This window comes from Mycobacterium sp. Soil_C_30, assembly GCF_057656995.1.
In genome coordinates this window covers 450,303-474,577 of sequence record NZ_JBDGJH010000003.1, presented here as the reverse complement: position 1 = coordinate 474,577, position 24,275 = coordinate 450,303, and the positions used below count along the sequence as shown (strand labels likewise).

Annotated in this window: 23 protein-coding genes; 11 read left to right on the top strand and 12 right to left on the bottom strand. The window is 67.4% G+C overall.

Annotation, left to right across the window (positions count from 1 at the left end):
* Positions 1-2: 2 nt before the first annotated feature.
* Genes AC3A6P_RS07980 through AC3A6P_RS07955 form a run of 6 tightly spaced genes read right to left on the bottom strand, consistent with a single transcriptional unit; the run spans position 3 to position 7,348 of the window.
* Entirely contained in the window at positions 3-1,160 is a 1,158-nt protein-coding gene (locus AC3A6P_RS07980; protein WP_487690501.1) for a CaiB/BaiF CoA transferase family protein, read from the bottom strand.
* The gene (locus tag AC3A6P_RS07975; protein WP_487690500.1) at positions 1,153-2,079 is read right to left on the bottom strand and encodes an SDR family NAD(P)-dependent oxidoreductase; all 927 of its coding nucleotides are present in this window, start codon (positions 2,077-2,079) and stop codon (positions 1,153-1,155) included. Before AC3A6P_RS07975 ends, AC3A6P_RS07980 begins: the two co-directional genes overlap by 8 nt.
* The gene (locus tag AC3A6P_RS07970; protein WP_487690498.1) at positions 2,076-3,911 is read right to left on the bottom strand and encodes a flavin-containing monooxygenase; all 1,836 of its coding nucleotides are present in this window, start codon (positions 3,909-3,911) and stop codon (positions 2,076-2,078) included. Before AC3A6P_RS07970 ends, AC3A6P_RS07975 begins: the two co-directional genes overlap by 4 nt.
* Positions 3,908-5,116, bottom strand: coding sequence for an LLM class flavin-dependent oxidoreductase (locus AC3A6P_RS07965; protein ID WP_487690497.1), 1,209 nt, complete (start codon positions 5,114-5,116; stop codon positions 3,908-3,910). The genes AC3A6P_RS07970 and AC3A6P_RS07965 overlap by 4 nt, the downstream gene beginning before the upstream one ends.
* Positions 5,117-5,120: 4 nt before the next feature.
* Positions 5,121-6,443 carry an aromatic ring-hydroxylating oxygenase subunit alpha gene (locus AC3A6P_RS07960; protein ID WP_487690627.1) on the bottom strand — a complete coding sequence of 441 codons (1,323 nt, stop codon included), beginning with the start codon at positions 6,441-6,443 and terminating at the stop codon, positions 5,121-5,123.
* A gap of 47 nt (positions 6,444-6,490) precedes the next feature.
* A complete protein-coding gene (locus tag AC3A6P_RS07955; protein ID WP_487690495.1) occupies positions 6,491-7,348 on the bottom strand; it encodes an SDR family NAD(P)-dependent oxidoreductase in 858 nt (285 codons plus the stop codon).
* A 154-nt stretch (positions 7,349-7,502) separates the two neighbouring features.
* On the opposite strand from AC3A6P_RS07955, the gene AC3A6P_RS07950 reads away from it, so the two are divergent.
* From AC3A6P_RS07950 to AC3A6P_RS07915, 8 genes are all read left to right on the top strand, one after another.
* Complete coding sequence (locus AC3A6P_RS07950; protein ID WP_487690493.1) at positions 7,503-9,113, top strand: SMP-30/gluconolactonase/LRE family protein; 1,611 nt, start codon at positions 7,503-7,505, stop codon at positions 9,111-9,113.
* Entirely contained in the window at positions 9,110-9,850 is a 741-nt protein-coding gene (locus AC3A6P_RS07945; RefSeq protein ID WP_487690492.1) for a GntR family transcriptional regulator, read from the top strand. Before AC3A6P_RS07950 ends, AC3A6P_RS07945 begins: the two co-directional genes overlap by 4 nt.
* Positions 9,851-9,860: 10 nt before the next feature.
* On the top strand, positions 9,861-11,390 hold the full coding sequence (locus AC3A6P_RS07940) for an AMP-binding protein (RefSeq protein WP_487690490.1): 1,530 nt from the start codon (positions 9,861-9,863) through the stop codon (positions 11,388-11,390).
* Positions 11,387-12,163: an SDR family NAD(P)-dependent oxidoreductase gene (locus AC3A6P_RS07935; RefSeq protein ID WP_487690488.1), complete on the top strand. Its 777-nt coding sequence runs from the start codon at positions 11,387-11,389 to the stop codon at positions 12,161-12,163. The genes AC3A6P_RS07940 and AC3A6P_RS07935 overlap by 4 nt, the downstream gene beginning before the upstream one ends.
* Entirely contained in the window at positions 12,160-13,647 is a 1,488-nt protein-coding gene (locus AC3A6P_RS07930; protein ID WP_487690487.1) for an AMP-binding protein, read from the top strand. The genes AC3A6P_RS07935 and AC3A6P_RS07930 overlap by 4 nt, the downstream gene beginning before the upstream one ends.
* A 109-nt stretch (positions 13,648-13,756) precedes the next feature.
* Positions 13,757-14,884 (top strand): GGDEF domain-containing protein, encoded by a 1,128-nt coding sequence (locus tag AC3A6P_RS07925; protein WP_487690626.1) that lies wholly within the window; start codon positions 13,757-13,759, stop codon positions 14,882-14,884.
* Positions 14,885-14,900: 16 nt separating this feature from the next.
* On the top strand, positions 14,901-15,782 hold the full coding sequence (locus AC3A6P_RS07920; protein WP_487690485.1) for a LysR family transcriptional regulator: 882 nt from the start codon (positions 14,901-14,903) through the stop codon (positions 15,780-15,782).
* Between the two features lie 75 nt (positions 15,783-15,857).
* Entirely contained in the window at positions 15,858-17,066 is a 1,209-nt protein-coding gene (locus AC3A6P_RS07915; RefSeq protein ID WP_487690483.1) for an MFS transporter, read from the top strand.
* Positions 17,067-17,077: 11 nt separating this feature from the next.
* Here the strand turns inward: AC3A6P_RS07915 and AC3A6P_RS07910 are convergent, their stop codons facing one another.
* Together AC3A6P_RS07910 and AC3A6P_RS07905 are read right to left on the bottom strand one after the other, a co-directional pair.
* A complete protein-coding gene (locus tag AC3A6P_RS07910) occupies positions 17,078-17,320 on the bottom strand; it encodes a hypothetical protein (protein WP_487690481.1) in 243 nt (80 codons plus the stop codon).
* Positions 17,321-17,378: 58 nt separating this feature from the next.
* On the bottom strand, positions 17,379-18,254 hold the full coding sequence (locus AC3A6P_RS07905; RefSeq protein WP_487690480.1) for a rhomboid family intramembrane serine protease: 876 nt from the start codon (positions 18,252-18,254) through the stop codon (positions 17,379-17,381).
* 207 nt (positions 18,255-18,461) lie between these two features.
* Between AC3A6P_RS07905 and AC3A6P_RS07900 the strand changes: the two genes are divergently transcribed.
* Positions 18,462-19,073 carry a TetR/AcrR family transcriptional regulator gene (locus tag AC3A6P_RS07900; protein ID WP_487690479.1) on the top strand — a complete coding sequence of 204 codons (612 nt, stop codon included), beginning with the start codon at positions 18,462-18,464 and terminating at the stop codon, positions 19,071-19,073.
* Between the two features lie 16 nt (positions 19,074-19,089).
* On the opposite strand, the gene AC3A6P_RS07895 is transcribed toward AC3A6P_RS07900, so the two are convergent.
* Together AC3A6P_RS07895 and AC3A6P_RS07890 are read right to left on the bottom strand one after the other, a co-directional pair.
* Complete coding sequence (locus AC3A6P_RS07895) at positions 19,090-20,013, bottom strand: LLM class F420-dependent oxidoreductase (protein WP_487690478.1); 924 nt, start codon at positions 20,011-20,013, stop codon at positions 19,090-19,092.
* A gap of 8 nt (positions 20,014-20,021) precedes the next feature.
* Positions 20,022-20,666, bottom strand: a complete 645-nt coding sequence (locus tag AC3A6P_RS07890) for a hypothetical protein (protein WP_487690476.1) — start codon at positions 20,664-20,666, stop codon at positions 20,022-20,024.
* Positions 20,667-20,723: 57 nt separating this feature from the next.
* Between AC3A6P_RS07890 and AC3A6P_RS07885 the strand changes: the two genes are divergently transcribed.
* Positions 20,724-21,431, top strand: a complete 708-nt coding sequence (locus AC3A6P_RS07885) for a DUF427 domain-containing protein (protein WP_487690475.1) — start codon at positions 20,724-20,726, stop codon at positions 21,429-21,431.
* On the top strand, positions 21,419-21,883 hold the full coding sequence (locus AC3A6P_RS07880; RefSeq protein WP_487690473.1) for an SRPBCC family protein: 465 nt from the start codon (positions 21,419-21,421) through the stop codon (positions 21,881-21,883). The genes AC3A6P_RS07885 and AC3A6P_RS07880 overlap by 13 nt, the downstream gene beginning before the upstream one ends.
* Here the strand turns inward: AC3A6P_RS07880 and AC3A6P_RS07875 are convergent.
* Together AC3A6P_RS07875 and AC3A6P_RS07870 are read right to left on the bottom strand one after the other, a co-directional pair.
* A complete protein-coding gene (locus AC3A6P_RS07875; protein ID WP_487690471.1) occupies positions 21,880-22,797 on the bottom strand; it encodes an alpha/beta hydrolase in 918 nt (305 codons plus the stop codon). The two genes, AC3A6P_RS07880 and AC3A6P_RS07875, sit on opposite strands and share 4 nt — an antisense overlap.
* Positions 22,798-22,805: 8 nt before the next feature.
* Positions 22,806-24,272, bottom strand: coding sequence for a flavin-containing monooxygenase (locus tag AC3A6P_RS07870; RefSeq protein ID WP_487690470.1), 1,467 nt, complete (start codon positions 24,270-24,272; stop codon positions 22,806-22,808).
* Positions 24,273-24,275: the final 3 nt, after the last annotated feature.

Below are 24,275 nucleotides of genomic sequence, written 5' to 3'. Positions count from 1 at the left end.
GCTCACGCTCCGAACAACGAGGTACGGATGCCGAGCTCACGCAACACCGCATCGGTGTCGGCGCCCAGCTCCGGCGCCGGTCCGTGCACCCGGCCCGGGGTACGCGAGAACCAGGTCGGGACGCCGGGGAAGCGCACGGGACCGTATGCGGTGTCGACGGTCTCGAACAGACCGACGGCGTTGAGATGCGGATCGTCGAACAATGCGTCTGGGGTGCGCAGCGGCGCGGCCGGGATCTCCAGCTCCCGGAACAGGGTCAGCCACTCGTCGGTGGTGCGCTCGGCCAGGGTCTGGGCCACCAACGCGTACACCGCGTCGATCTGTTTCGCGCGCCGTTCCAGCGTGGCGTACAGATCGCTGCTCCAGGGCGGCTGCACCGCTGCGATGAACGCATTCCAGTGTTTGTCGTTGTAGATCAACGCGGCGATGTAGCCGTCCTTGGTGCGGTAGGGCTTGCGGTTGGGGGCCACTGTGCGTGGGTAGACGGCAGGGCCCAGCGGTGGGCTGAACATCGCCCCGTTGGCGTGCTCGACGAGCATGAACGAGGCCATGGTCTCGAACATGCTGACCTCCACCTCCTGGCCCTCGCCGGTGCGTTCACGGTGGAACAGCGCCATCATGGTGGCGTACAGCGCGGTCAGCCCCGCCACTTTGTCGGCCATGATGGTGCCGACGTAGTTCACCTCACCGGTCAGTTGCTCCTGGACCGCCGGCAGCCCGCACTCGGCCTGGATGGTGTCGTCGTAGGCGGGGCGGTCGGCCTCGGGTCCGCGACGGCCGTAGCCGTAACAATTGGTGTAGACGATCTGCGGATTCAGTTGCGCCACCTCGGGATAGGCGAAGCCGAGCTTGGCCACGGCCTTGGCCCGCATGGAATGGATGAACACATCCGCCGACTCGATGAGCGCCTGCAGCGCACGTTTGCCCTCCGGGGTCTGCAGATCCAGGACCGCACTGCGCTTGCCGCGGTTGACGTTGACGAACACCCCGCTCATCCCGGGCGCCGGGCCCACCGAGATGTAGCGTGTGTTGTCACCCTCGGGTGGTTCGATCTTGATGACCTCAGCGCCCATATCGGCCATGATCTGCGTGCAGTAGGGACCCATCACCATTGCGGTGAGGTCCACCACCCGCACCCCGGTCAGGGGGCCGCTAGACATGTTCGGCCGCTCGGGAGAAGCTGTACCGGATGTGGTCGGCGTGGCCGCCCGGCACCGGCGGGAAGATCACCGGAGCGCTGAGATCCCTGATCTCATCCAGGGATTCGGCCACCTCCTCGATGGACCACGACGCGCGATACGCACCGGGTGATTCGGCGATCACCGCTCGGGCCACCCTACCGGCCAGGGCCACGAAGATCTCCCCCGTCACCGAGCAGCTCTCGTGCGACAACCACCCCACCACAGGCGCCACCAGTTCCGGCCCCATCGGCGGGTACGCGGAAGTGTCGATACCCTCGGCCATCCGGGTGACCGCGGCGGGAACCACGACATTGCACCGCACATTTGCCGGCGCCCCCTCCAGCGCGGCGACATTGGACAGCCCGATGATGCCGGCCTTGGCGACGCCGTAGTTGGCGACCTCGTGATTGCCGTACAGGCCGCCGATCGACGACGTGAGCACAATCCGCCCGTACTCACGCTCCAGCATCACCGGAAACGCCGGCCGCACCACGTGAAAAGCGCCGCGCAGATGCACGTCGAGAACCGCGTCGAAGTCGTCGTAGGACATCTGCGCCAGCGGCGCGCGCCGTACGTTGCCCGCGTTGTGGATCAGCACGTCGACCCGTCCGAATGCCTCGAGGGCGGTGTTGATGATCGCCGCGCCCCCGTCTGCGGTGGCCACCGATGCGGTGCTGGCCACCGCTACCCCGCCTGCGGCCACGATCTCGGCCGCCACCTCGGCCGCGGGCCCGGCATCGGTACCGTCACCGGTGAGGGTGCCGCCGGAGTCGTTGACCACCACCGCGGCGCCGCGCGAGGCGAGCAACAGTGCATACGCCCGGCCCAGACCGCGCCCGGCGCCGGTGACGACGGCCACCCGGCCTTCGAAACCCAGTGGGTACCTGGCTTCGCTCATCGGGTTCCGAGGTCGAGTCCGGCCAGCTCCCCCTGAGAGCGCCACTGCGCCAACAGGTCTCCGAAGGCGTAGAACCCGGGGCCGTACGGTTCACCGAGATGGCTCCGGATACCCTCGCCGCCGCCACCGCCTTCGTTGTTGTAATACCCCGGCGTGCAGGACGCGTCGAACGCGGAGTTGTCCACCGCGCTGTCCTTGATGGTCCGGCACCAGTCGTCCTGGGCCTCCTGCGTGGGTTCCACCACGGTCACGCCGCGGTTCAGCGCCTCGGCGATGATGTAGGCGATGTGCTCACCCTGCAGTTCGTAGTTCGCGGCGATGTTGGCCGAGATACCCACTTGTGTGAAGCCGGTGAAGAACTGGTTGGGGAAGCCGCGGCTGGTCATACCGTGCAGCGTCTGATACCCGTCGCGCCAGTAGTCGTAAAGCGATAGCCCGTCGCGGCCGGTGATGGCGTCGATCGAGTAGCGGCGGCTGATCTCGGTGGTGATCTCGAACCCGCTGGCGTAGATGATGCAGTCGACTTCGTATTCCCTGCCGCCGGCGACGATACCCGTGGCCGTGATCCGCTCGACGCCACGGGAATCCGATACGTCGACCAGGGTCACGTTGTCGCGGTTGAACGCAGGCAGGTAGTCGTCGTTGGACAGCGGGCGTTTGCACAGGAAGCGGTAGTACGGTTTGAGCGCTTCGGCGGTGTCCGGATCGTCCACCAGATCACCGATGCGGCGGCGCAACCGCTCCATGATCTTGTAGTCCTCTTCCTCCCGGAGCGACATGAACAACTCCGGTGTCATCGAGGCCGGATCTTCCAGCGCCAGCACCCGCGCGGCGGTGTTTCGGCCCAGTTCGGTCCAGAAGTCGCACACCAGATCCGGTTGGCCCGGCGCCATGCCTTCGAAGGTCCACGCATGGAAGTTGCGCTGGCGCTCCTTCTGCCACCCGGGTTGTAGGGTCTTGACCCAATCGGGATCGGTGGCGGTGTTGTTGCGCGCATCGACGGTGGACGGCGTGCGCTGGAAGACGAACAGCTCTCCGGCATCCCGGGCGAGGAAAGGCACCACCTGGATGCTGGTGGCCCCGGTTCCGATGATCGCCACGCGCTTGTCGGCGAGCTTGTGCAGACCCCCGGTGCTGTCGCCGCCGGTGTAGTCGTAGTCCCACCGCGACGAGTGGAAACTGTGTCCGGTGAAATCCTGCATCCCGGGGATGCCCGGGAGCTTGGGCCGATGGAACGGCCCCGACGCCAGCACCACGAAGCGGGCCCGGATGTCGTCGCCGCGGTTGGTGCTGATGCGCCACCGGGAGATCGCGGTGTCCCAGTGCAGCTCGCGCACCTGGGTGGAGAAGATCGCCGAGTCGTAGAGACCGAAGTGCTTGCCGATGCGCCGGCAGTGCTCGTAGATCTCCGGGCCGTCGGCGAACTTCTTGCTGGGCATCCAGTCGAGTTCTTCGAGCAACGGTATATAGCAATAGGATTCGTTGTCGCATTGGATGCCGGGGTACCGGTTCCAGTACCAGACTCCGCCGAAGTCGCCGCCGAGTTCGATGATGCGGACGTCCTCGACGCCGGCCTTTTTCAGGTGTGCTGCCGACAGCAGTCCGCCGAAGCCGCCGCCGAGCACCGCAACGTCGATGTCCTCGGTGATCGGGCCACGCGGCGTCACCTCGGTGTACGGGTCGGTCTCGTAGTAACCGGCGAAGTCGTCGGTCAGTTCGACGTACTGTTTCGACCCGTCCGGCCGGAGCCGTTTGGCACGTTCCTGCGCGTACTTCTCGCGCAGGGCGTCGATGTCGATGTCTGTGGGAGTGTCCGTGGGTTCACAGCTCATGCGGGCGCCTTCTCCGGCAGTGCCGCGGCGTGCAACGGCGCCTCCATGTCGTGGACGGCGGGTAGCACCTCCTCGGCGAACAGCTTCACCGAGTCGATGGCGTCGTCATACGGCATGCTCCCGAACTGCGGGACGATGGTGACCTCGGAGAACGAGCACGCCTCTTGGGCGGCCTTGAGCTTCTTGAAGATCTCCTCGGGCGAACCGATCAGCAGATTGGACGCGTGATATCCCGGCGGGCCCTTCTTTTCCTTCGGTTTGACGCCTCCGGTGCCATCCCCCTGCACGGACTCGGCGAGCACCGCGGTGGCGGTGGCCTCCCGGTTGGCATACGACTCGTAACCTTTGATGCCCTTGAAGTTGGAGGCGTCGGCAAAACCGTAGTGCACGTTGACGTCACGGTTGGCGGTGTAGATCCACTCCTCCGTCTTGGACTCCAGCTCCGACTTGTCGCCGGTCTCCGGCACGCAGTACATGAACATCACGTTTTTCGGCTGGCAGGGCGGCAGGCCTTCCTCGGCGCGGAAGGTGTTGACCTTCTGCACTTCCAGGCCGGCATCCCAGATCGGCTTGTTTCCGACGAACAACGGCACCATGCCGCGGCGCGACAGGATCTCGAGCGACTCCGGCGTCGACGACGAACTGTAGATCCGGCTGTACAGATCGTCACTGAAGGGTGCGGGACGCAAGGACATCTCGGGGAAGGAGAAGATCTCGCCGTCATAGGAAAAGCGTTCACCGGAGAACGCCAGCTTCAGGATGTCAAGGCATTCGTTGAACCGCTGCCGGCTCTCTTCGCGCGGAACACCGACGGCGTCGAACTCCGATTTCGACACTCCTCGCCCGATGCCGATGGTGGTGTAGCGGCCCTTGGACACGATGTCGAGGTAGGCGATCTGGTGGGCGAGACGCACGGGATGCCACCACGGCGCCACGGCCACGAACGTGCCGAGGCTCACCCGCTCGGTGCGCCCGGCGAAATACGTCAGGGCCTGAATCGGATTGGGGGTCATGCCGTAGGGCGTGCCCTGGTGCTCGGGGAACCAGATGCCGTCGAACCCGAGCGGCTCGGCCAGGTCGCCGAGTGCCAAAGCGCCCTGGACGCACTCCCAGTCGGGGGTGGCGGGCGGGCTGGCATAGTCTCCGGCGAGCACCCGCTCCCAGTCCTGCGAATTCTGCGCTCCGGTACCGAGGTTGACTTTCACGTGCCTACTCCTTGAGCTCTGCAGGGGCTCCGGTGCCCATGTACTTCGACAGCTGATAGTGCAGGTTGACGGTGCTGCGCTCGCGGTACGGGTTGGGCAGCGTGCCGGGGAACCCGGCCGACTTCATCCCCCGCTGCACCGCGGCCATGTTCGAGAAGTCCTGAGGTAGCACCGACAACCAGTTCGGCGAGTCCTTCGGGGTGTGCTCCCACGCCGTCTGCGGCTCTTGGCCTTTCGGATACAGCTCCAGACATGCCGCCTCGAAGATGCACTTGTCGGGGTCATAACTCGGGTCGGGTCGCGCGCTGTAGCACAGGGCGCTGGTCAGCCCCTGGCCCACCTGGAAGTTCGGGAACACCTGCCAGGCGGTGCCGCTCTGGCCCAGGATGTCGGGCGGGATGACCGGCCAGATCACCCCACGTGCGGCGTCGTCGCGGCGCGCCGAGGTCAGCCAGTGTTCGAGCACCTTGTCGGCCGGCGTGCCCTCGGGCAGTTCGTCCACCAGTCGTTTGGCGGCGTTGACCAACGTCTCGGTGGTGGTGGCGTTGGTCTCCTCCATGGTGTAGACCTGCATCTCGGCGGTGGAGATACGCGGGTCGCCGGTGCCGAGCCGGATCTTGGACTTGGTCTCGTCCAGCCCCTTCGGCGCGTCATAACCGATATTGCTGTGTTTGCCTTGCGCTTTGGCCCAGCCCTTGAACTCCCCGAACCGGTTGAACTCCGGGTGGGTGGTGAAGACGTGATAGGTCTCGTTGAACGCTTCGAGAGCGACCTTCCAGTTGCAGTCGAAGTGCAGCCACTTGCGCCATTTGAAGCGCATGTTCTCCAACCCGAACGGGTCCAGGATCTTCGCCGCGGGAAAAAGATAGTCCGCCAACGGTTCACAGTCAGGGTCCATGTTGATGAACAGCCAGCCACCCCAGGTGTCCACCTGTACGGGAGCCAGGTGGGTGTTGCGCGGTGTCAGGGTGCCCTGCCAGTCGTCCTGTTCCCGGATGTGGGTGCAGGCGCCGTCCAGACCGTAGGTCCAGCCGTGGAACCCGCAGACAAAGGATTTACGGGCCCTGCCGAGGGCGTTCTTCTCTCCCGGCGGGGTGTCGACGAGGCGACGGCCACGGTGCATGCAGACGTTGTGATGCGCCCGGAACTCTTGTGGGCCCGTGCGCACCACGATGATCGAGTCGTCCAGGATGTCGTAGGTGAGATAGCTGCCCACCTCGGGGAGCTCCTCGACCCGGCCCACCTGCTGCCAGACCTTGCGCCACAACTTGTCCCGTTCCGCGCGGGCGTACTCGGGTGAGATGTAGGCCTCGACGCCGATGGTCATCGGCGTCGAGAGCTCTTCCACCGTCTCGATGTTCAGGTCGGTATCGGTCACGCTTCCTCCCAGCGGGTGATGGCGGCACGAAAGTTCTCGTCTTTCAGGAACAGCGAGGTGTTGTCGGCGCCGACGTGGGTCCAGCGCAGGTTCAGCCCGCCATCCACGAGGAGGGTCTGCCCGGTGATGTAGCTGGACAGCTCGGACAGCAGGAACAGGATGGCGCCCGCCTGTTCGGCGGGGGTGCCGCGGCGGCCCATCGCGATGGCCCGGCGGTCGCGGTCGGGGTCGTCGTCGACATAGGTGCCCGACGCCGGTGTCTCCGTGACGCCGGGGGCCACCGCGTTGACCCGGATCCCGGACTGCGCCAGCTCGGCGGCCATGGTCCTGGTGGCCGCGACGACGGCGGCCTTGGCGGTGCCGTAAGCGATGTGGAACGGGGCGGTGTTCATTCCGCTGATGGAGGAGACGGACACGATCGATCCCGGCCGCCCGGCGGCGCGTACCTCCGCGGCCACCGCCTGGCTCATGAAGAACATCGTCTCCAGGTTCTGGGTGAACAGCTCCCGCCACTCGGTCCGGCTCACCCGGGTGGACGGCATCCACGTGGCCGGAGCCGCGCCGCCTGCCACATTGACCAGTCCGTACAGTTCGCCGTCGGCCTCACCGGCGGCCGCCAGTGCGGTCCCTATGCCCTCGTCGGTGGAGGCGTCGGCGGCCACCGGCACGATCGGCAAGCCCTTGTCGATCAGCGGTCCGAGGTGCTGGTCCAGCTTCTCCTTGGACCGACTGACCGCCACCACGGTGGCGCCCGCTTCGGCCACCAGAGCGGTCACCGAGGTGCCGATCCCGCCGCCCGCCGCGCCGGAGACCACCACCACGCGTCCGGTCAGCCCGAAGGGATCAGCCGTCATGACGGGCCCCACTCGGCCTATTTGTCCGGACCAGAATGTATGATGCTTCCATTTGGAGAGCATCATTCTCCTATGTTCGGGCGCACGTCAAGCAATGATTCACGTGAAACCTTGGCTGTTGTCTGGACGAAATACCGTTGCTATTGTCCGACCGATGGACGACGGCCCTCCCTCTCGATACGCGCACGCCGCCACCTACCGCCTCGCGGACGGGTGGGCGTGCCGGCGCATGACGCCGCCGAGTCGGCTGTTCGGCGCCAACGGCCTGCGCACGGGTCCCGACGGGCGCGTCTACATCGCCCAGGTGACGGGCAGCCAGATCAGCGCCCTCGACGTCAACACCGGCCAACTGGACACCGTGAGCGCCAAGGGCGGGGAGATCACCGCCCCTGACGACGTGGCGTTCGCCGACGACGGGACGCTGATCGCCACCGAGGTGATGGACGGCCGGGTCAGCGTGCTCGAACGCGGCCGCACACGGGTACTGCGCGACGACATCCCCTCCGCCAATGGCATCACCGTGTATCAGGGCCGGCTGTTCGTCGGCGAATGCCGCGAGGGCGGCCGCCTGATGGAACTGGACCTGGCCGGCGGCGCACCGCGGGTCCTGCTGGACAACGTACCGTCACCGAACGCCATGGAGTTCGGCCCCGACGGCCTGCTGTACTTCCCGGTGATGGGCGCCAACGAGATATGGCGGATCGATCCCGGCGCCGGCCGGCACAGCCAGCCCGAGCGGGTGGCCGCCGATCTGGGCGTACCGGATGCCGTCAAGTTCGACAGCGACGGGAACATCGTCTCGACACAGGTACACAGCGGACAGGTGCTGCGTATCGACCCACGCAGCGGTCACCGCACCGTATTGGCGCAACTGACACCGGGTTTGGACAACCTCACGTTCGTGGACGGCCGGCTGTTCGTGTCGAACTTCACCGGTGAGATCACCGAGATCCTGGACCATTCCGGTACCCGGACCGTGTTGCCCGGCGGGCTCAACTGGCCGATGGACCTGGCGGCCGGTACCGATGGTGAGCTGTACGTGGCCGACGGGACATACCTGTACGTGCTACGACCGGGCAGCCCTCCCGAGACCGCCGGAATGCTGTTCTCCCCGGGCTATCCGGGCTTCGTGCGCGGCCTGGCGGTTGCCGGACTTGGTGAACTCGTGGTCACCACCTCGGGCGGCCAGGTCGCCCGCTACTGGCCCGCGAAGAACGAGAGCGAGTTCCTGGCAGACGGTTTCGACCAGCTCTACGGTCTCGCGCTGACCCCCGACGGCACCCCCGTCGTGGCCGAGTTCGGCACCGGCCGCGTCCTGGCCGTGCACCCCGACGGTCCACACGTCCTGGCCACCGGACTGGTCGATCCCGTGGGTGTGGCGGTGACCGCCGACGGTGCGGTGCTGGTGGCCGAATCCGGTGCCGGACGGGTGCGCAAAATCGTTGGTGCACAACGTGAGACCGTGGTCGACGGCCTGCAGCGCCCGCAGGGCCTGCTGCTGCGCGGCGACACCCTCTACATCGTCGACGCCGGAGCCAAAGCGGTGATCGCCGCCGAGTTGAGCAGCGGAGAGCGTCACACCATCGCCGCCGACCTGCCGATCGGGCCGCCACCGGGGGTGGTGCCGAAACCACTGCTGGGCATGCCGCCGTTCTCGGGACCGCAGGGCCCGTTCGCCGGTATCGCCGCCGGACCGGACGGAGCGCTGTTCGTGTCCGCCGACGGTGAAGGTTCGGTCATCGAGTTACGGCGGGTCAGGCAGTGACCGAACTGCGCGCCGACGATCCCCGCTACCTGCAAGTGGCCCGGACCCTGCGGCAGGAGATCGTCGAGGGCGTCTATCCCGTCGGTTCACAGCTACCCACCGAACACGCTTTGTGTGAACGCTTTTCGGTGAGCCGATATACCGTCCGCGAAGCGCTTCGCCGACTCCGCGACGACAACCTGGTGTCGTCGCGGCCCAGGACGGGCACGCTGGTGGTGCCACGCGCCTCGACCGGTTCCTATGCCCAGGACGTGATGTCGATCAACGATCTGCTGGCCTTCGCCAGTGGCGCCCTGTTCGTCATCGAGTCCAACCGCATGGTCGACATCGACGACGAACTGGCCGCACGCACCGGACTCACCCCCGGCGACAGTTGGCTCGCGGTCCGCGGATTCCGTCGGGCCGAGGGCGCATCGTTTCCGGTGTGCCGCACCGAGTACTACATCAACCGCGCCTTCGCCGCGGTCGGCCGGATGCTGCAACGCCACAACGGCCCCATCTTCCCGCTGATCGAGGACATGTTCGGCCGCACCATCATCGAAGTCCACCAGGAGATCTCGGCGGTCCTGATGCCCGCCGACGTGGCCGTCGAACTCAAGGTCGGCGTGGGATCGGCGGCCATGGAGGTGTGTCGCACCTACACCACCTCCGACGGCGAGATCGCACAGGTCACCATCAACACCCACCCCGCGTCGCGATACCGGCACTCGATGACCATGCGCCGGGTACGAGGATGAGGCCCCACAGGTGAAAGAGGCCGCCTATGCCGCCGGTCTGTGGGTGCACCGCACACTGGCCGATGACCTGCGCGAGGCCGCCGCACGATCCCCGGAACGCGAACTGCTGATCGACGGTGAGCAGAGGCTCACCAGCGCGGACCTGTACCGGCAGGCATCCGCTGTGGCACAGGCGATGTCAACCAGAATGCCCGTCGGCAGCGTGGTGTCGTTCATGTTGCCGAACTGGTACGAAGCCGCCGTCGTCTACCTGGGCGCCACCCTGGCCGGAATGGTGGTCAATCCGATCCTGCCGTCGCTGCGCGACCGGGAGCTCGCCTTCATCCTCGAGGACTCCGGAGCCCGGATGCTCGTGGTGCCCGAGGAGTTCCGGGGCCACGACTACGCGGCGATGGCGGGCCGGGTGACCTCCGGGCTGGCGAGCCCGCCCGAGGTGGTGGTGGTCCGCGGAAACCACCACACGCACACCCCGTTCGCGGCCTTGCTCGACACCCCGCCCCAGGCGACACCGGTGGCGCTGGACCCTGACGCCGTGAGGATGGTCCTCTACACCTCCGGCACCACCGGTCGACCCAAAGGTGTTCTGCACAGCCATAATTCGATCCATGCCCTGATCTGTCAGCTACGCCGGCACTGGCAGATCAAACCCGGTGACCGCTTCCTGGTGCCCTCCCCCATCGCCCACATCGGCGGCTCGATCTACGCCTTCGAATGCCCGCTGCTCCTGGGGACCACCGCGGTGTTGATGGACCGCTGGGATCCCGGGGCTGCCGTGCAACTGATGACCCGGGAGCGCTGCACGCACATGGCCGGCGCCACTCCCTTCCTCGACCAACTGCTCCGCGCCGCCGAAACCGCGCACACCCGTCTCCCGGACCTCGAGGTCTTCATCTGCGGTGGCGCCTCGGTGCCGCCGGCATTGATCCGCCGCGCGGCGGCCTACTTCGAGCGCGCCAGGGTGACCCGGGTGTACGGCTCCACGGAGGTGCCCGTGACGACGGTGGGCTCACTGGACACCGACCATGGCGCCGACACCGACGGCCGGGTGGGAATCGCCGAGGTCCGGCTGGGCGGCTCCGGTGAGATCGAGGCGCGCGGGCCGCAGATGCTCACCGGCTACCTGCGCCCGGAGGACGCTCGCGAATCCTTCACCGGCGACGGCTTTTTCCGCACCGGCGACCTGGGGCGCTGGGTCGACGAGGACCACCTGGTGGTCACCGGCCGCGCCAAGGACATCATCATCCGGAACGGAGAGAACATCTCCCCCAAAGAGATCGAGGACATGCTGGCCGGACACCCCGGCATCGCCGAAGTCGCCGTGGTGGGGATCCCCGACCCGCGGACCGGAGAACGGGCGTGCGCCGTCATCGTTCCGGGTACCGCGGCCGCGCCCGGTGTCGACGAGCTGCGGATGGTCCTGCGCGACTCCGGACTCGCAACCTTCAAAGCTCCCGAGCAGGTGGTGGTGTGGGACTCACTGCCCAAGAACGACGCCGGCAAGGTACTCAAACACCGGATCCGAGAGGTACTCACGTCATGACACAGGTGGCCATCGTCACCGGCGCCAGCAGCGGGATCGGCTTCGGCTGTGCGACCACACTGGCCGACGCCGGGTACGCGGTGCTGGGCACGGGCCGCGACGCCGGGCGACTGGCCGAACTGGAGAACGCGGTCGGGGACAGCGAGCGGATCGCCACCGTCGCGGTTGACCTGACCGACGACGACGCCCCCGCCCGCATCGTCGATGCCGCCGTCGGGCGATGGGGTCGCATCGATTTCCTGATCAACAACGCCGGGGTGGGCAGCCCCAAACCGTTGCACGAGACCACCGACGACGACCTCGACTACTTCCTCGGCCTGATGCTGCGCGCCCCGTTCCGGATGGCGCGCGAAGTGCTTCCACACATGCGCGCCGGGTCGGCGATCATCAACGTGACGTCGACCTTCGCGGTGGTCGGTGGGCTTCGGGGCGGCGCCTACTCCGCGGCCAAAGGCGGCCTGACGGCACTGACCACTCACATCGCCTGCCAGTACGGACCCGAAGGAATCCGCTGTAACGCCGTGGCGCCCGGTGTCACGGTCACGCCGATGGTCGAACACCGCCTCACCGATGAGCGCTTCCGCAAGATCAACACGGAGATGACACCGCACCAGCGGCTGGGCCGCGTCGAGGACATCGCCAGCACGGTCGCGTTCCTGTGTTCTCCGGGTGGGGGTTTCATCAACGGTCAGACCATCGTCGTCGACGGCGGCTGGAGCTCCACGAAGTACCTGTCCGATTTCGCGTTGAACTCCGACTGGGTGCCGCGGTGAACCTGTTCCAGATGCTCGACCAGGCCGCCGCACGGTTCGGCGACCGGGGCGCGGTCTATCGCGGCGAGACCTGCCTGAGCACCTGGACCGAGTTGCGCGACCGGGCGCTGCGGCTGGCCGGGTCATTGCGCGTCCCGGCAGGTGCGCGCATCGCGATCGCCAGCGAGAACCGCCCGGAGATCGTCGAGCTGTTCTTCGCGATCTGGGCCGCGGAATGTGTTGCGGTGCCCATCAATTTCAAGCTGCACCCGCGGGAGATGCAGCAGATCCTCGAGGACTCCGGCGCTGTCGCGGTGTTCGCGTCGCCGAAGATCGGCGCCGCACTGGAACCGCTGACCGACATCGGGGTCGACATTCTCGGCTCCGCCGCCTACCTGGACCGGCTGTCGGCCGAACCCGCGGAGGTACCCGAGACCGACCCGGCGACCCTGGCCTGGCTGTTCTACACCAGCGGCACCACCGGTAGATCCAAAGGCGCGATGCTCTCGCACCGCAACCTGACCGCCATGACGGTGGCGCACCTGGCCGATATCGACGCCCCGGACGAGGACTGCAGCCTGATCCACGGTGCGCCGATGTCACACGGTTCCGGGCTGTACATCACGCCGTATGTCCTGCGCGGCGCCCGCCAGGTGGTACCCGCCTCCGGTGCGTTCGATCCCGACGAGTTCCTGGACCTGTGCGACCACCACCCTGGGTCCAGTGCGTTCCTGGCGCCGACGATGATCCAGCGCCTCGTCGAGACGGGGCGCGCGCGTCCGCGCCACCTGCGCACCATCGTCTACGGCGGCGGACCGATGTACGTCGACAGCCTCAAGAAGGCGCTGGCGGCGTTCGGCCCGGTCTTCGCTCAGATCTACGGCCAGGGCGAGTCGCCGATGACCATCACCGGGCTTTCGGCGGCCGGCCACACGGACGCCGACGACACCGTCCTGGGCTCGGTGGGGTGCGCCCGGTCCGGGATGCGCGTGGTGATCCTCGACGCCGACGGGCACCCGGCGCCCGTCGGTGCGATCGGCGAGATCGCCTGCCGCGGGGACGCCGTCATGGCCGGGTATTGGAACAACCCGGCCGCCACCGCCGACGCGCTGCGGCGGGGCTGGTTGCATACCGGCGATATCGGATCGTTCGATTCCCGGGGATTTCTCACGTTGCGCGACCGCTCGAAAGATGTGGTGATCAGCGGTGGCAGCAACATCTACCCCCGCGAGGTGGAGGAAGCGCTGCTGGAGCACCCCGGCGTCGCCGAGGCGTGTGTGGTCGGTGCGCCGGACCCGCAGTGGGGTGAAATCGTGGTCGCATTCATCGTGGCTGCGGTGCCGGAGGGACCCGGCGACAACACACTCGAGGCCACCCTCGACGCGCACCTCTTACAGCGCATCGCGAGGTTCAAGCGTCCCAAGCGATATGAGTTCGTCGCACGACTCCCCAAAAACAGCTACGGCAAGGTGCTCAAGCGCGAACTTCGCGCGCAGCTGAGCTGACTCCGAGCGCGTTTGCGCAGGTCTCGACCCCAAACGCATCCCTTGGTACCGTTCGGACATCGAGTCCAGAGGCTGGTCGCGCACGAGGCGAGGAGGCGGCTACCCGGTGATGGCCCTACGGCGCTGGTGGCGCCAACCCGATCACTTCTACTGGCTGACATCGCTGCTGGCATCGCGGGGGCTACAGGCCGTCACATGCCGGGTGTTGGCCGTGACCTTGCTCGGCCTCGGGGCCGTGAACATCGCGATGCTGTTCAGCCCATCCGGGCCTGCGGGCGTCGTGCCCCGCGCCGTGGCCATCGCGGTGGCGACGGCCTGTGTGGTGATGGCCGCGGTGTGGCTGCGGCGCCGATGGCCGGCCAAGGCGGTCTCGGCGGCGTTCGTGGTGATCGGCAGCCTGTGCGTCGCGGCGTCGTGTCTGGTGCAGACGCATCCGATGGCGGGCATGCTGGGCTGCACCGCATTCGCCGCCCTCGGGGGCTACGTCGCGTTCTTCCACCCGCCGCGCTTCATCGCATTCAACATCGTGGTCGCCTTGGCCACCGCGGTGGTGCTGGCGCAGCGGCTCGCCGGCGTCACCGACACCGTGTTCGCGGTGTGCGCATGGGTGTTCATCTCGGTGGTCACCATGTCGGTCCCGGCCGCCTGTCAGGCGATGGTGCACTTGCTGGGCATCAACGTGCTGGCCACCGAGATCGACCGGCTGACGGGCCTGTTGAACCGGGAGGCGTTCTACCGGGCCACCGGGGCGCTGATCTCGGCGCGGGGTCGCGTCGACGATCGCTACCTGGTGGTCCTGCTGGTGACGCTGGACAATTTCAGTCTGTTGCGGAGCACCAAGGGCACCATCGCCTGTGAACGCGCCCTCGTGGCGGTGGCACAAACCCTGCGTGAGACCACCCGCAACAACGCCATCGTCGGCCGGTTCGGGGACGCCGAGTTCGTGGTGGCCGACACGTTCTCCTCGACGGATTCCTCACCGCTGGTCGAGCGTATCCGCGGCGCTGTGGCCACCACTCCGCCGCGACTGACTGCGAGTATCGGTGTGGTGTGCACACCGCTGGGGGTGCTGTCCGACTGCCCACCGCAGGAACTGCTGGACGAGCTCGTCGGGCTGGCCGGCCAGAGCATGGCCGATGCCCGGCGCGGTGGCGGGAACCAAGCGCGCTACACGGTGTGCCCGACGCCGGCGGCGATCGACAAGCAGAACCGGTTCGATTCCGACGACCCGTGGTGAGCTTTATCATCCAGCGGTGAATCTGGACGAGCTGCGGTGGTTCGTGGTGCTCGCCGAAACCGAGCACGTCACCGAGGCTGCCACCGCGTTACGCATCAGCCAGCCCACGTTGTCCCGGGCCCTGGCCCGCCTCGAAGAGCAGGTGGGCGCCCCGCTGTTCGACCGCATCAACCGCCGGTTGACCCTCAACGGGTACGGGCGGATCCTGCTGGAGCACGCCCGCCGGTGCACCGCCGAGATGGATGCCGCGGTCGAGCGGATCACCGCCCTGCGCGACCCGGACACCGGAACGGTCCGGCTGGCGTTCCTGCACTCGGTGGCCAGTTGGTATGTGCCCGAACTGTTGCGCCGCTTCCGCACCGAGGTGCCGCACGTGGAGTTCGATCTGCACCAGGGTGCGGCGCACGAGATCTCGGAGCGGCTGTGGACCGGACAGGCCGATCTCGCGATCACCTCCCCGCGTCCCTCGGGCCCCGGGTTCGGATGGCACGCACTGTATGTCGAGCGACTGTGCCTGGCCGTGCCACGTGGGCATCGTTTCGCCGGCCGCACCGCGGTGCGGCTGACCGACATCGCCGCCGAACCGCTGGTCGCGCTGCCCGTGGGCTTCGGCATCCGGCAACTGAGCGACGAGATGCTGGCCCAGGCCGGGGTGTCGCCGCGGATCGTGTTCGAGGCGATGGAGATTCCGGCGGTCGAAGGCCTGGTGGCGGCTGGCTTCGGGGTGGCGGTGGTACCCGAGCCCCGACCCGGGCGGGGCGAGCCGATGTGCGAGTACGTCGCGCTGTCTCACCGCGGCGCACAACGACACGTCGGGCTGGCGTGGACAGCCCACCACGACCTCCCGCCTGCGGCCGAACGCTTCGCCTCCTTCATCCGCGCGACTCGTCCCGACTGATCATGCTTTTTACGCATCAACTTCATCACTTTCATACATTGGACACATTGCCGACCGCTGCTTAGCGTGGACCGGGTGTCCGTCGAGATCCAGTCGCAGAACCGCCCCGGGTGGGCCGGGCACCCGAAAGGCTCCACCGAATATCGCCGGCTGCTGGCCGCGCTGTTCTGCGCAGGTGTGGCCACCTTCGCCCAGCTGTATTCGCTACAGGGGGTGCTGCCCCAGGTCGCCGAACAGTACGGGATCGGGGCGGCGGACGCCGCACTCACCGTGTCCCTGGCCACCATCGGCCTCGCGATCTCGGTGATTCCGTGGTCGATGGTCGCCGACCGAGTGGGCCGGGTGCGCGCCATGTCCATCTCCGTCTCGGCCGCCACCGCCCTCGGTCTGTTGGTGCCGCTCGCGCCGGCCTATCCGCTGCTCCTCGGCGGCCGGTTGCTCGAGGGCCTCGCGCTCGGCGGGGTTCCCGCGGTGGCCATCGCCTATCTCACCGAGGAGATCGAGCGACGGCATTCCGCGCGCGCGGCGGGTATCTACGTCGCGGGCACCACCATCGGCGGCCTGCTGGGCCGGGTGGTCGCCGGCCCGTTGGCCGAGACGGTGCACTGGCGGATGGGCGTCTTCGTCGTCGCCGTGCTCTGCGCCTTCGCCGCGGTGGGTTTCATCGCGCTGGCGCCCCAACCGCGCGGGTTCGTGCCGTCGGCCGGACGCGGATTGGTCCAGCGCCTGGCCACCAACCTGCGCTCGCCGCGTCAACTGGCCTTGTTCGCACAGGCCTTCCTGCTGATGGGCGGGTTCGTCGCCCTCTACAACTTCCTCGGATTCCGGCTCACCGCAGCACCGTTCAACCTGCCGCAGCATCTTGTCAGCCTGGTGTTCCTGGCTTACCTCGCCGGCACCTGGGCCAGCTCACGAGCCGGCGCGGAGGCCACCCGGTTCGGCCGCAAACCGGTGCTGCTGGTCGCGGTGGCGGTGATGGCTGCCGGTGTCGCGATGACGCTGTCGAGTCATCTCCTCGTGGTGCTGGTGGGCCTGGTGATCGCCACCATCGGCTTCTTCGGCGCGCACGCCGTCGCCTCCGGGTGGACCGCCGCCGAGGCCGGGACCGGAAAAGCGCAGGCCTCTTCGCTGTACAACCTGGCCTACTACGGCGGCTCCAGTGCCGTTGGCTGGCTGGGCGGTGTGGCTTTCGACAGTCACGGCTGGCCGGCGGTGGCGGGTACCGTGCTGGCGCTCACCGTGGTCGCCGGAACGATCGCGACAGTGGTGTTGCGCCGGAACTGATCTGGTGCGGCTCAGCAGAGGAACGGCACCAGCAGCAGGATCGGCCACAGCACCGTCGACTCACCGAACGCCACCAGATTCGCCCCGGCAGGCAGATAGAACTCGAGCTGGCTCTGCATCACCTGCATGGGCACCGGATCCAGGAACGTCAGCACCACACCGATCAACAGATACGGGATGGCCAGCCACAGTCCCGTCTCCAGCAGCGCCTCGACACTGACGCGGTAGCCGAGCACCTTGCGCAACATCAACATTTCTTCGGCACCATGCTCAACACCTCCCCCGCCACCGCATCGTAGGCAGAGGAACGGGTCAGGCGAGGCCGAACTGCGCGAACAGAGATTGGGTGCGCCACCAGACCAGTGCGACGAACACCACCAGCAGAGCCAGGACGAGGCCGCCCTGGATCAGACTCTGCCGCTGCCGCGGCGCGTACACCAACGCCGCTGCCACCAGCGCGCCCGCGATCAACCCACCGAGGTGGCCCTGCCAGCTGATGTGCTGCGAGGTGACCAGCGGCACGATCAACGTGAACGCGACATTGAGCCCGATCAGCGCGACGATGGGCCGCACATCCAGATTCTGGCGCTTGGCCACGATGAACAGCGCACCGAACAGTCCGTAGATCGCACCCGAGGCGCCCGCGGTGGCGGAGTTCAGCGGCGAGAGCAGGTACACCAGCACTGAACCGCCGAGTGCGCTCATCCCGTACAGCGTGCCGAAGCGCAGTCTGCCGAACGTCTGTTCCAGCTGTGGGCCCATCACGTACAGCACCAGCATGTTGAACAGGATGTGCACGATGCCGTAGTGCAGGAACGCTGACGTCACGAGCCGGTACCACTCGCCGTCGGCGACCGCCGGCGCCCACAGCACCAGTTGCCGTTCGAGATCCGGGGACACCATCTGCACCACGAACGCCAGCACATTGATGGCGATCAGCGTGTAGGTGACCAACGGTGTGCCACCGGTGGGTCGCACCCCGCCGAACTGACCGCGCGGCTGGCGGACGCTCTTGTTGCCCTCGTTGACACACTCGACGCAGTGGTGGCCGACCGCCGCCGACCGCATGCACTCACCACAGATGAAGCGGCCGCACCGGGTGCACCGGACATACGTCTGCCGGTCGGGATGGCGGTAGCAGGTGGGGGTCTCCGTCGGCGGCGGCGGGGGTGTGCCGGGATAACTCATCGGCCAACTCTCATGGCCGCGAGTCTAGTGATCACCGGTAACGCAACCCGTGCCCGAACCGGAACTCCGGGTCCACGGTGTCGAACGCAACGTCGGCACCGCGACGTCGCCGCGAAGCTCGGCGGATCGGCTCATCTGAAACGCGCCCGAACTTGCCAAATCCTGCAAACTTGCCAGATTGGGAACCGGTATGAATACAGTGTCCCGATGAGTGGCGGCGCGATGAAGACGGGGCTACGTGAACAGAAGAAGGCCGAGACCCGGGCAGCGTTGAGCAAGGCTGCGCTCGACCTCGCCACCGAACACGGGCTGGACTCGGTGACCGTCGACGCCATCGCCGCACGCGCGCACGTCTCCAGTCGGACGTTCCGGAATTACTTCTCCAGCAAGGAAGACGCCATCCTGGCGCTACTCGAAGACGTGCACCGCCGTGTTGCCGACACCCTCGACGCCCGGGATCCCGACGAGCATGTCCTGGACTCCCTGGCCGCCGCGGTGCTCGAACTGTTCACCTCCGCCGAGGCCGTCGACCGGACGGTCAGCGTGGTACGGCTGGTGAGTCAGACCCCTCCGCTGATCGCCCGCTCGCTGGTGGCCCACGACGCGATGACCACCAGGATGGTGTCCGAGATCGCCCGTCGCACCGGCACAGAGCCGGACCTCGATCTCTATCCGCGGCTGGTGTATCACGCGGCGAGTTCGGTCATGGCGGCCATCCTGGACTTCCTGGCCGCCGCTCCCCCGGATGCACCGTCAGCAGAGTCGTTGGTACGCAACGGCTTCGCACAGCTGCGCGGCGGCCTGGCGGTGCCCCGGTGATGGTCACACCCGGCCGTCAACCCAGCACCGCAATCACGGTTTCACCGAACCGCGCGAGCGTCTCCACCAGGTGATCACGGCTGTCGCCGGGGACCGTCACCTGGAGCCAGGTCACCCCGAGCTTCTCCAACTCCGCAATTCCGTCCAGATAGGCCGCGGCGTTGAAGTCGTCCGCGCCAGGATCTCCGCCCCGGAGGTTGGTGAACATGATGTCCACGGCCGCAGGGTCTTTGCCTGCGGACTCGATTCGGCGCCGCAGGTCATCGGCCGCAGCCGAAAGCCGCTCCACGCTGTCCAGCGCCGCGGTGCGCGCGGTGGCGGCCAGGCCGGGCGGCGCGGGGAACGGGCACCAGCCGTCACCGTGATCGGCGACGCGCTGCCGCGCGGCGCCGGTGTTACCGCCGATCCAGATCGGAGGATGAGGCTCACTGGCCGGGCGCGGATGAGCGGTGATACCGCCGGCCGCAAATCGCTGACCCACAATGGAGAGGTCGTCCTCGGTCCAGATGCGGCGGATCACCGCCAGCGCTTCGTCGAACAGCGCGGTCCGCTGGTCGTAATCGACACCGAGAGCGGCGAACTCCCGCTTGAGGTAGCCGGCGCCCACGGCGAGGGTGAACCTGCCGCCAGAGAGCAGATCCAGTGTGGCACCGGCTTTCGCCACGATGAACGGGTTGCGGTAGGGCAGCACAACGATATTGGGGATGAGCCGCAACACCGTGGTGTGGGCGGCGGCGAAGGCCATTGCCACGAACGGGTCCAGCGCATCATGCCCACCCGCGTCCAGCCAGCGCTGAGTGGGTGCCGGGTGGTCGGTGAACCCGAAACCGTGGAAGCCTGCGGACTCCGCGGCAGCGGCGACGCCGGCCATCCCGGCGCCCGTGACCAGCTCCGGGTTGTAGGGGTGGGTGTGCATCGGGTAGGTGAACGCGAAGCGCATCACCGGGCTCAGCCGCCCGACGCCGCAGGGATCAGGTCGTCGGCCAGACCGCGTAGTGCGCCGCTGCAGAACAGCTCGATGCCGCCGACGGAGTGCGTCGCGACAGGCGCGGCGGCGCGCAGGGCGTGGGCCTTGAACGCCTGCGCCGCCGAGCTGAGCACATGCTCGACGCTGGCGAACCGGGCGCTCAATTCGGTGGGAATGGCCTCGCCCCAGACGGTGACTTCCAGAAGATCTCTGTCGTAGGCGTGCAGCACACGATCTCTGATCCGGGCGTCCATGGTGAACAGGTCAGCGGCCACAGCCACCGCGTCGGCACGCGTGCTGCGGTTCGAAGACGGCTCGTGGCGCAAGCTCGATGCCGACGCGCCGAGAATCCGCAACGGCCGTGCCGCAGTCTCGTCGAGCTCCGGCACCGCCACCAACACCTCGACATCCCAGCCGGCGAGGGCCCGGTCGGCCAACCAGCCGCCGGCCCGGTGCACCACGTCGTCGACGGTTCCCGCGAGCACATCCAGACGTGGACGTGCCGCCGGTCGACTGACCGCCGGCCGGCGTCGTGGACGCCGGGATGGCTGACCGGCGGCCGCGGCACCGACCGTCATCGAACTCCGCTCCCAGATGTATTCCACGACATGAGCTGAGCGTGACATTATCTTCTTCATTTGTAAAGATCGGTCCAAAGCGGTTTCACGGGAACGGAGGACACGATGAGCCTGGTCGCCGGTCGCGGTCCACTGAGCGCCGACCCGTCGGGCTGGTTCACCCCGGCACTGACCGCCGACGTCGTGTTCGTGGAGCCTCATCCGCGCCGGGTCCAGGCCATCCGCGGTGGCCAGACCGTCCTGGACACCGAACAGGTGCTGCTCGTGCACCGACGCGGCCACCCCCTCGGATATGCGTTCCGCGCCGACGCGGTGGCCCATCTGCCCGCTGCGCCGCTGCCCGAAGCTCCGGGGTTCGTCACGGTGCCGTGGGACGCGGTTGAGACCTGGATCGAGGAGGGCCGCACCCTCGTGCACTATCCGCCCAATCCGTACCACCGGGTGGACTGCCGGCCGGGTACCCGGCGGCTCACGGTCACTGCCCACGGCGTGGCGCTGGTGGACACCACCGACACGGTCACGGTGTTCGAGACATCGCTGGACCCGCGACTGTATGTTGCTCCCGCGCACGTGCGGACCGACCTGCTGCGGCCGTCGACCACCACCAGCTACTGCAACTACAAGGGTGTGGCCGCCTACTGGTCCGCAGTCGTCGACGGCACCGTCATCGACGATGTGGCGTGGAGCTACCCGGATCCGCTACCCGAGAGTTCCGCGATCGCCGGGTATTTCAGCTTCGATGCGGCACACGTGGACCTGACCGCCGAACTACCGCAACATCCGATCAGAGAGGCCACCTCGTGGGCATCGTGACCACCAGTTCGGCGACGGCTTTCACCCAGCCGGCGGAGACGGTGTACGACTTCGTGACCAATCCGGCGAACTGGACCAAGACCTACCCCGGCAGCAACTACGTGGGCAAGCTCGACGAACTCCCCCTCAAGGTGGGTGACACCTGGGAGGAAGGCGGCCCGGACGGCGAGCGCATCTTCACGTGGCATCTCGCGATGGCAGTGCGCCCGACGCTGTGGATGTTCACCTCGGTGGGCCGCCTGGGCCACGACCGGGAGGGCAACGGCGGGATGGAGGGCCGGATCACGGTCCAGTACCACTTCACCCACCCCGCACCCGAGGTCACGCTGTTTACCAGGACCATGACCGTCGAAGCTCCCAAACACGCACCGATGCCCGACGGCTTCTTCCGGATCGTCAACCCCGCGAACATCGACAAGTATCACGCCGCGATCCAGCGGGAGCTCGCCTAACTCACATGCAGCGCCCGTCGCAGCGCAGAACCCTGCTGCGCGAACAACTCCCGGCTCACCGCCCACTCCGGGGCCAGGGAATCGAAGCCGTGAACAGTCCCGGGGAACACGCGTAGTTCGGTGCCCACCCCCGCCCACATCAGCCGCAAGGCGTAATCGATGGCCTCATCGCGGAGGGGATCGAGCTCCGAGCAGGTGATCAACGCAGGCGCCATCCCGGTCAGGTCGTCGTGGCGTCCCGGCGCCGCGGCCCAGACATCCTGCGCCGCAGCATAATAGCTCCACATCTGCGCACAGGCGGGGCCGTCGAATCCCGGGGTGGTGGTGAATTCCTGTTTCGACGGTGACGGCCTGTCATCGAGAACCGGCTGGTGCAGTAACTGGAAGGCGACATCGGGTGCGGCCCCCGCAGCGGCCAATCGGGCCAGGGTCGCGGCCAGCGCTCCCCCGGCGCTGCTACCCGCCACGGCCACGCGGTGCGGGTCGAGACCGAGCTCGTCGGCCCTGTCCACCGCCCACATCAACACCGTCAGCGCATCGTCGAGTGCGGCCGGGTAGGGGTGTTCGGGTGCCAACCGGTAGTCAACCGAGATCACCACACAACCGCCGCGGCGGGCCAACTCGACACACTGCCGATGATCGGTGTTGAGATCGCCCAGCACGAATGCCCCTGAGTGGCAGTAGATCACCGCCGGGGCGCGGCCACCGATACCCCGGTACAGCCGGACCGCCACAGTGTCGACGGGTATCTCGGTGATCTGCACACCGGTGGTGTCAACCGTGCGGGCGGTTTCCCCACGGCGTCGGTTCAACCCGGCCCGGACGGTCTCGAGCACGTCGCCCGCGAGGTTGGTCCTGGCGTCCAGCAGGTGCCGAAGCGCAGGGTCGAGACGGGTTTCGACGCTGCTGTCCACGGCCGGGTTCACCGGAGCGGCCCGTCGAAGGTGAAGTCGGACGGCTTGAACCGGCGCGTCATCGCCCAGAAGGCGCGGGCGCTGCGCGGCCACTGGGTGACGACGCGGCCGCCTGCGGTACGGAAGTAGTTGCTGCACCGTGTCGTCCACACGGTGCCCTCCATCCACGTATCGATCTTGGCGAGGAAATCGGCCATCACCTCGGGGCGCACCACGATGGAGGACTTGCGGTGTCTGCGCATGTACCGCAGCGCCCGGACGATGTAATGCGCCTGTGCCTCCAGCATGAAGATGACGCTGTTGGAGCCGACATTGGTGTTGGGCCCGTACAGCATGAAGAAGTTGGGCACCCCGGGAACGGCCATTCCGAGGTAGGCGTATGCCCCGTCGCGCCAGCGCTCCCGCAACGTCGTACCGTCCGCACCGGTGACCTCGATCTGCCCCAGATAATCGGCCGCGGCGTACCCGGTGGCGCACACCACGGCGTCGACGTCGAGTTCACGGCCGTCCTCGGTGACCAGCGAGCGTGACCGCAACGCGCGGGCCGCACTGGAGATCACCTGGACGTTGGGGCGCGCCAGTGCCTGCAGGTAATCCGTGGCGAACACCAGCCTCTTGCAGCCCAACGGGTGCTCGGGTGTCAGCTGGGCGCGCAGTTCATCGTCGGAGATCGTGGCTTCCAGCACTTTCAACGCGATGGCCCTGAACTCCTGGGTCTTGTCACTGCCGTTCTCGATGACGGAGATGTTGGATTCGCTGCGCAACCACAGCCGGGTGCGGTAGACCTTCTTGGCGAACGGCACATGCTCGAAGACCCACTTCTCGCGCTCGGTGTAGGCCCGGTCCGGCTTCGGCAGGATCCAGGTGGGCGAGCGCTGCACCGAGTACACCGTGTCGGCCACCTTCGCGATCTCGGGAAGCAGCTGTGCCGCAGTCGATCCCGTCCCCAGCACCGCGACCCGCCGGCCGGCGAGCTCGATGTCGTGGTCCCAGCGTGCGGTGTGCATCACCGTGCCGGCGAACGGCTGCTCCTGCACCAGCGCGGGCATCACCGGCTGGGTGAACAGGCCGACAGCCGAGACCACCACGTCGAACGTGTGCTCGGCACCGTCGGTGGTGGTCAGCCGCCAGCACTGCTGTCCGGGATCCCACCGTGCTGCCGCGATTTCGGTGTTGAGGCGCAGATGAGACGCCAACCGGTAGCGCCGGGCACACTCCTCGAAGTACGCCAGGATCTCCGGCTGCCCGGACCACAGCCGCGACCACCGCCCGTTGAGCGCGAACGAGTAGGAATACAAATGCGATTTCACATCGCAGGCCAGGCCCGGGTAGGTGTTGATTCGCCAGGTGCCGCCCACCCCGTCTTCCCGGTCGAAGACGGTGAACTCGGTGAACCCGGCTCTCCTCAGGAAGATGGCCAGCGCCAGACCACCGGGGCCTGCGCCGATGATCCCCACGGACAGTTGTCTGGCCATCTG

What these genes read in the sequence shown, in the direction of transcription:
- AC3A6P_RS07980 (WP_487690501.1), bottom strand. Translation starts at nt 1,160, where the DNA reads ATGTCTAGCGGCCCCCTGACCGGGGTGCGGGTGGTGGACCTCACCGCA.
- AC3A6P_RS07885 (WP_487690475.1), top strand. Translation starts at nt 20,724, where the DNA reads ATGAGCCTGGTCGCCGGTCGCGGTCCACTGAGCGCCGACCCGTCGGGC.
- AC3A6P_RS07870 (WP_487690470.1), bottom strand. Translation starts at nt 24,272, where the DNA reads ATGGCCAGACAACTGTCCGTGGGGATCATCGGCGCAGGCCCCGGTGGT.
- AC3A6P_RS07925 (WP_487690626.1), top strand. Translation starts at nt 13,757, where the DNA reads ATGGCCCTACGGCGCTGGTGGCGCCAACCCGATCACTTCTACTGGCTG.
- AC3A6P_RS07955 (WP_487690495.1), bottom strand. Translation starts at nt 7,348, where the DNA reads ATGACGGCTGATCCCTTCGGGCTGACCGGACGCGTGGTGGTGGTCTCC.
- AC3A6P_RS07900 (WP_487690479.1), top strand. Translation starts at nt 18,462, where the DNA reads ATGAGTGGCGGCGCGATGAAGACGGGGCTACGTGAACAGAAGAAGGCC.
- AC3A6P_RS07970 (WP_487690498.1), bottom strand. Translation starts at nt 3,911, where the DNA reads ATGAGCTGTGAACCCACGGACACTCCCACAGACATCGACATCGACGCC.
- AC3A6P_RS07950 (WP_487690493.1), top strand. Translation starts at nt 7,503, where the DNA reads ATGGACGACGGCCCTCCCTCTCGATACGCGCACGCCGCCACCTACCGC.
- AC3A6P_RS07975 (WP_487690500.1), bottom strand. Translation starts at nt 2,079, where the DNA reads ATGAGCGAAGCCAGGTACCCACTGGGTTTCGAAGGCCGGGTGGCCGTC.
- AC3A6P_RS07890 (WP_487690476.1), bottom strand. Translation starts at nt 20,666, where the DNA reads ATGTCACGCTCAGCTCATGTCGTGGAATACATCTGGGAGCGGAGTTCG.
- AC3A6P_RS07895 (WP_487690478.1), bottom strand. Translation starts at nt 20,013, where the DNA reads ATGCGCTTCGCGTTCACCTACCCGATGCACACCCACCCCTACAACCCG.
- AC3A6P_RS07905 (WP_487690480.1), bottom strand. Translation starts at nt 18,254, where the DNA reads ATGAGTTATCCCGGCACACCCCCGCCGCCGCCGACGGAGACCCCCACC.
- AC3A6P_RS07910 (WP_487690481.1), bottom strand. Translation starts at nt 17,320, where the DNA reads ATGTTGATGTTGCGCAAGGTGCTCGGCTACCGCGTCAGTGTCGAGGCG.
- AC3A6P_RS07935 (WP_487690488.1), top strand. Translation starts at nt 11,387, where the DNA reads ATGACACAGGTGGCCATCGTCACCGGCGCCAGCAGCGGGATCGGCTTC.
- AC3A6P_RS07960 (WP_487690627.1), bottom strand. Translation starts at nt 6,443, where the DNA reads ATGACCATCGGCGTCGAGGCCTACATCTCACCCGAGTACGCCCGCGCG.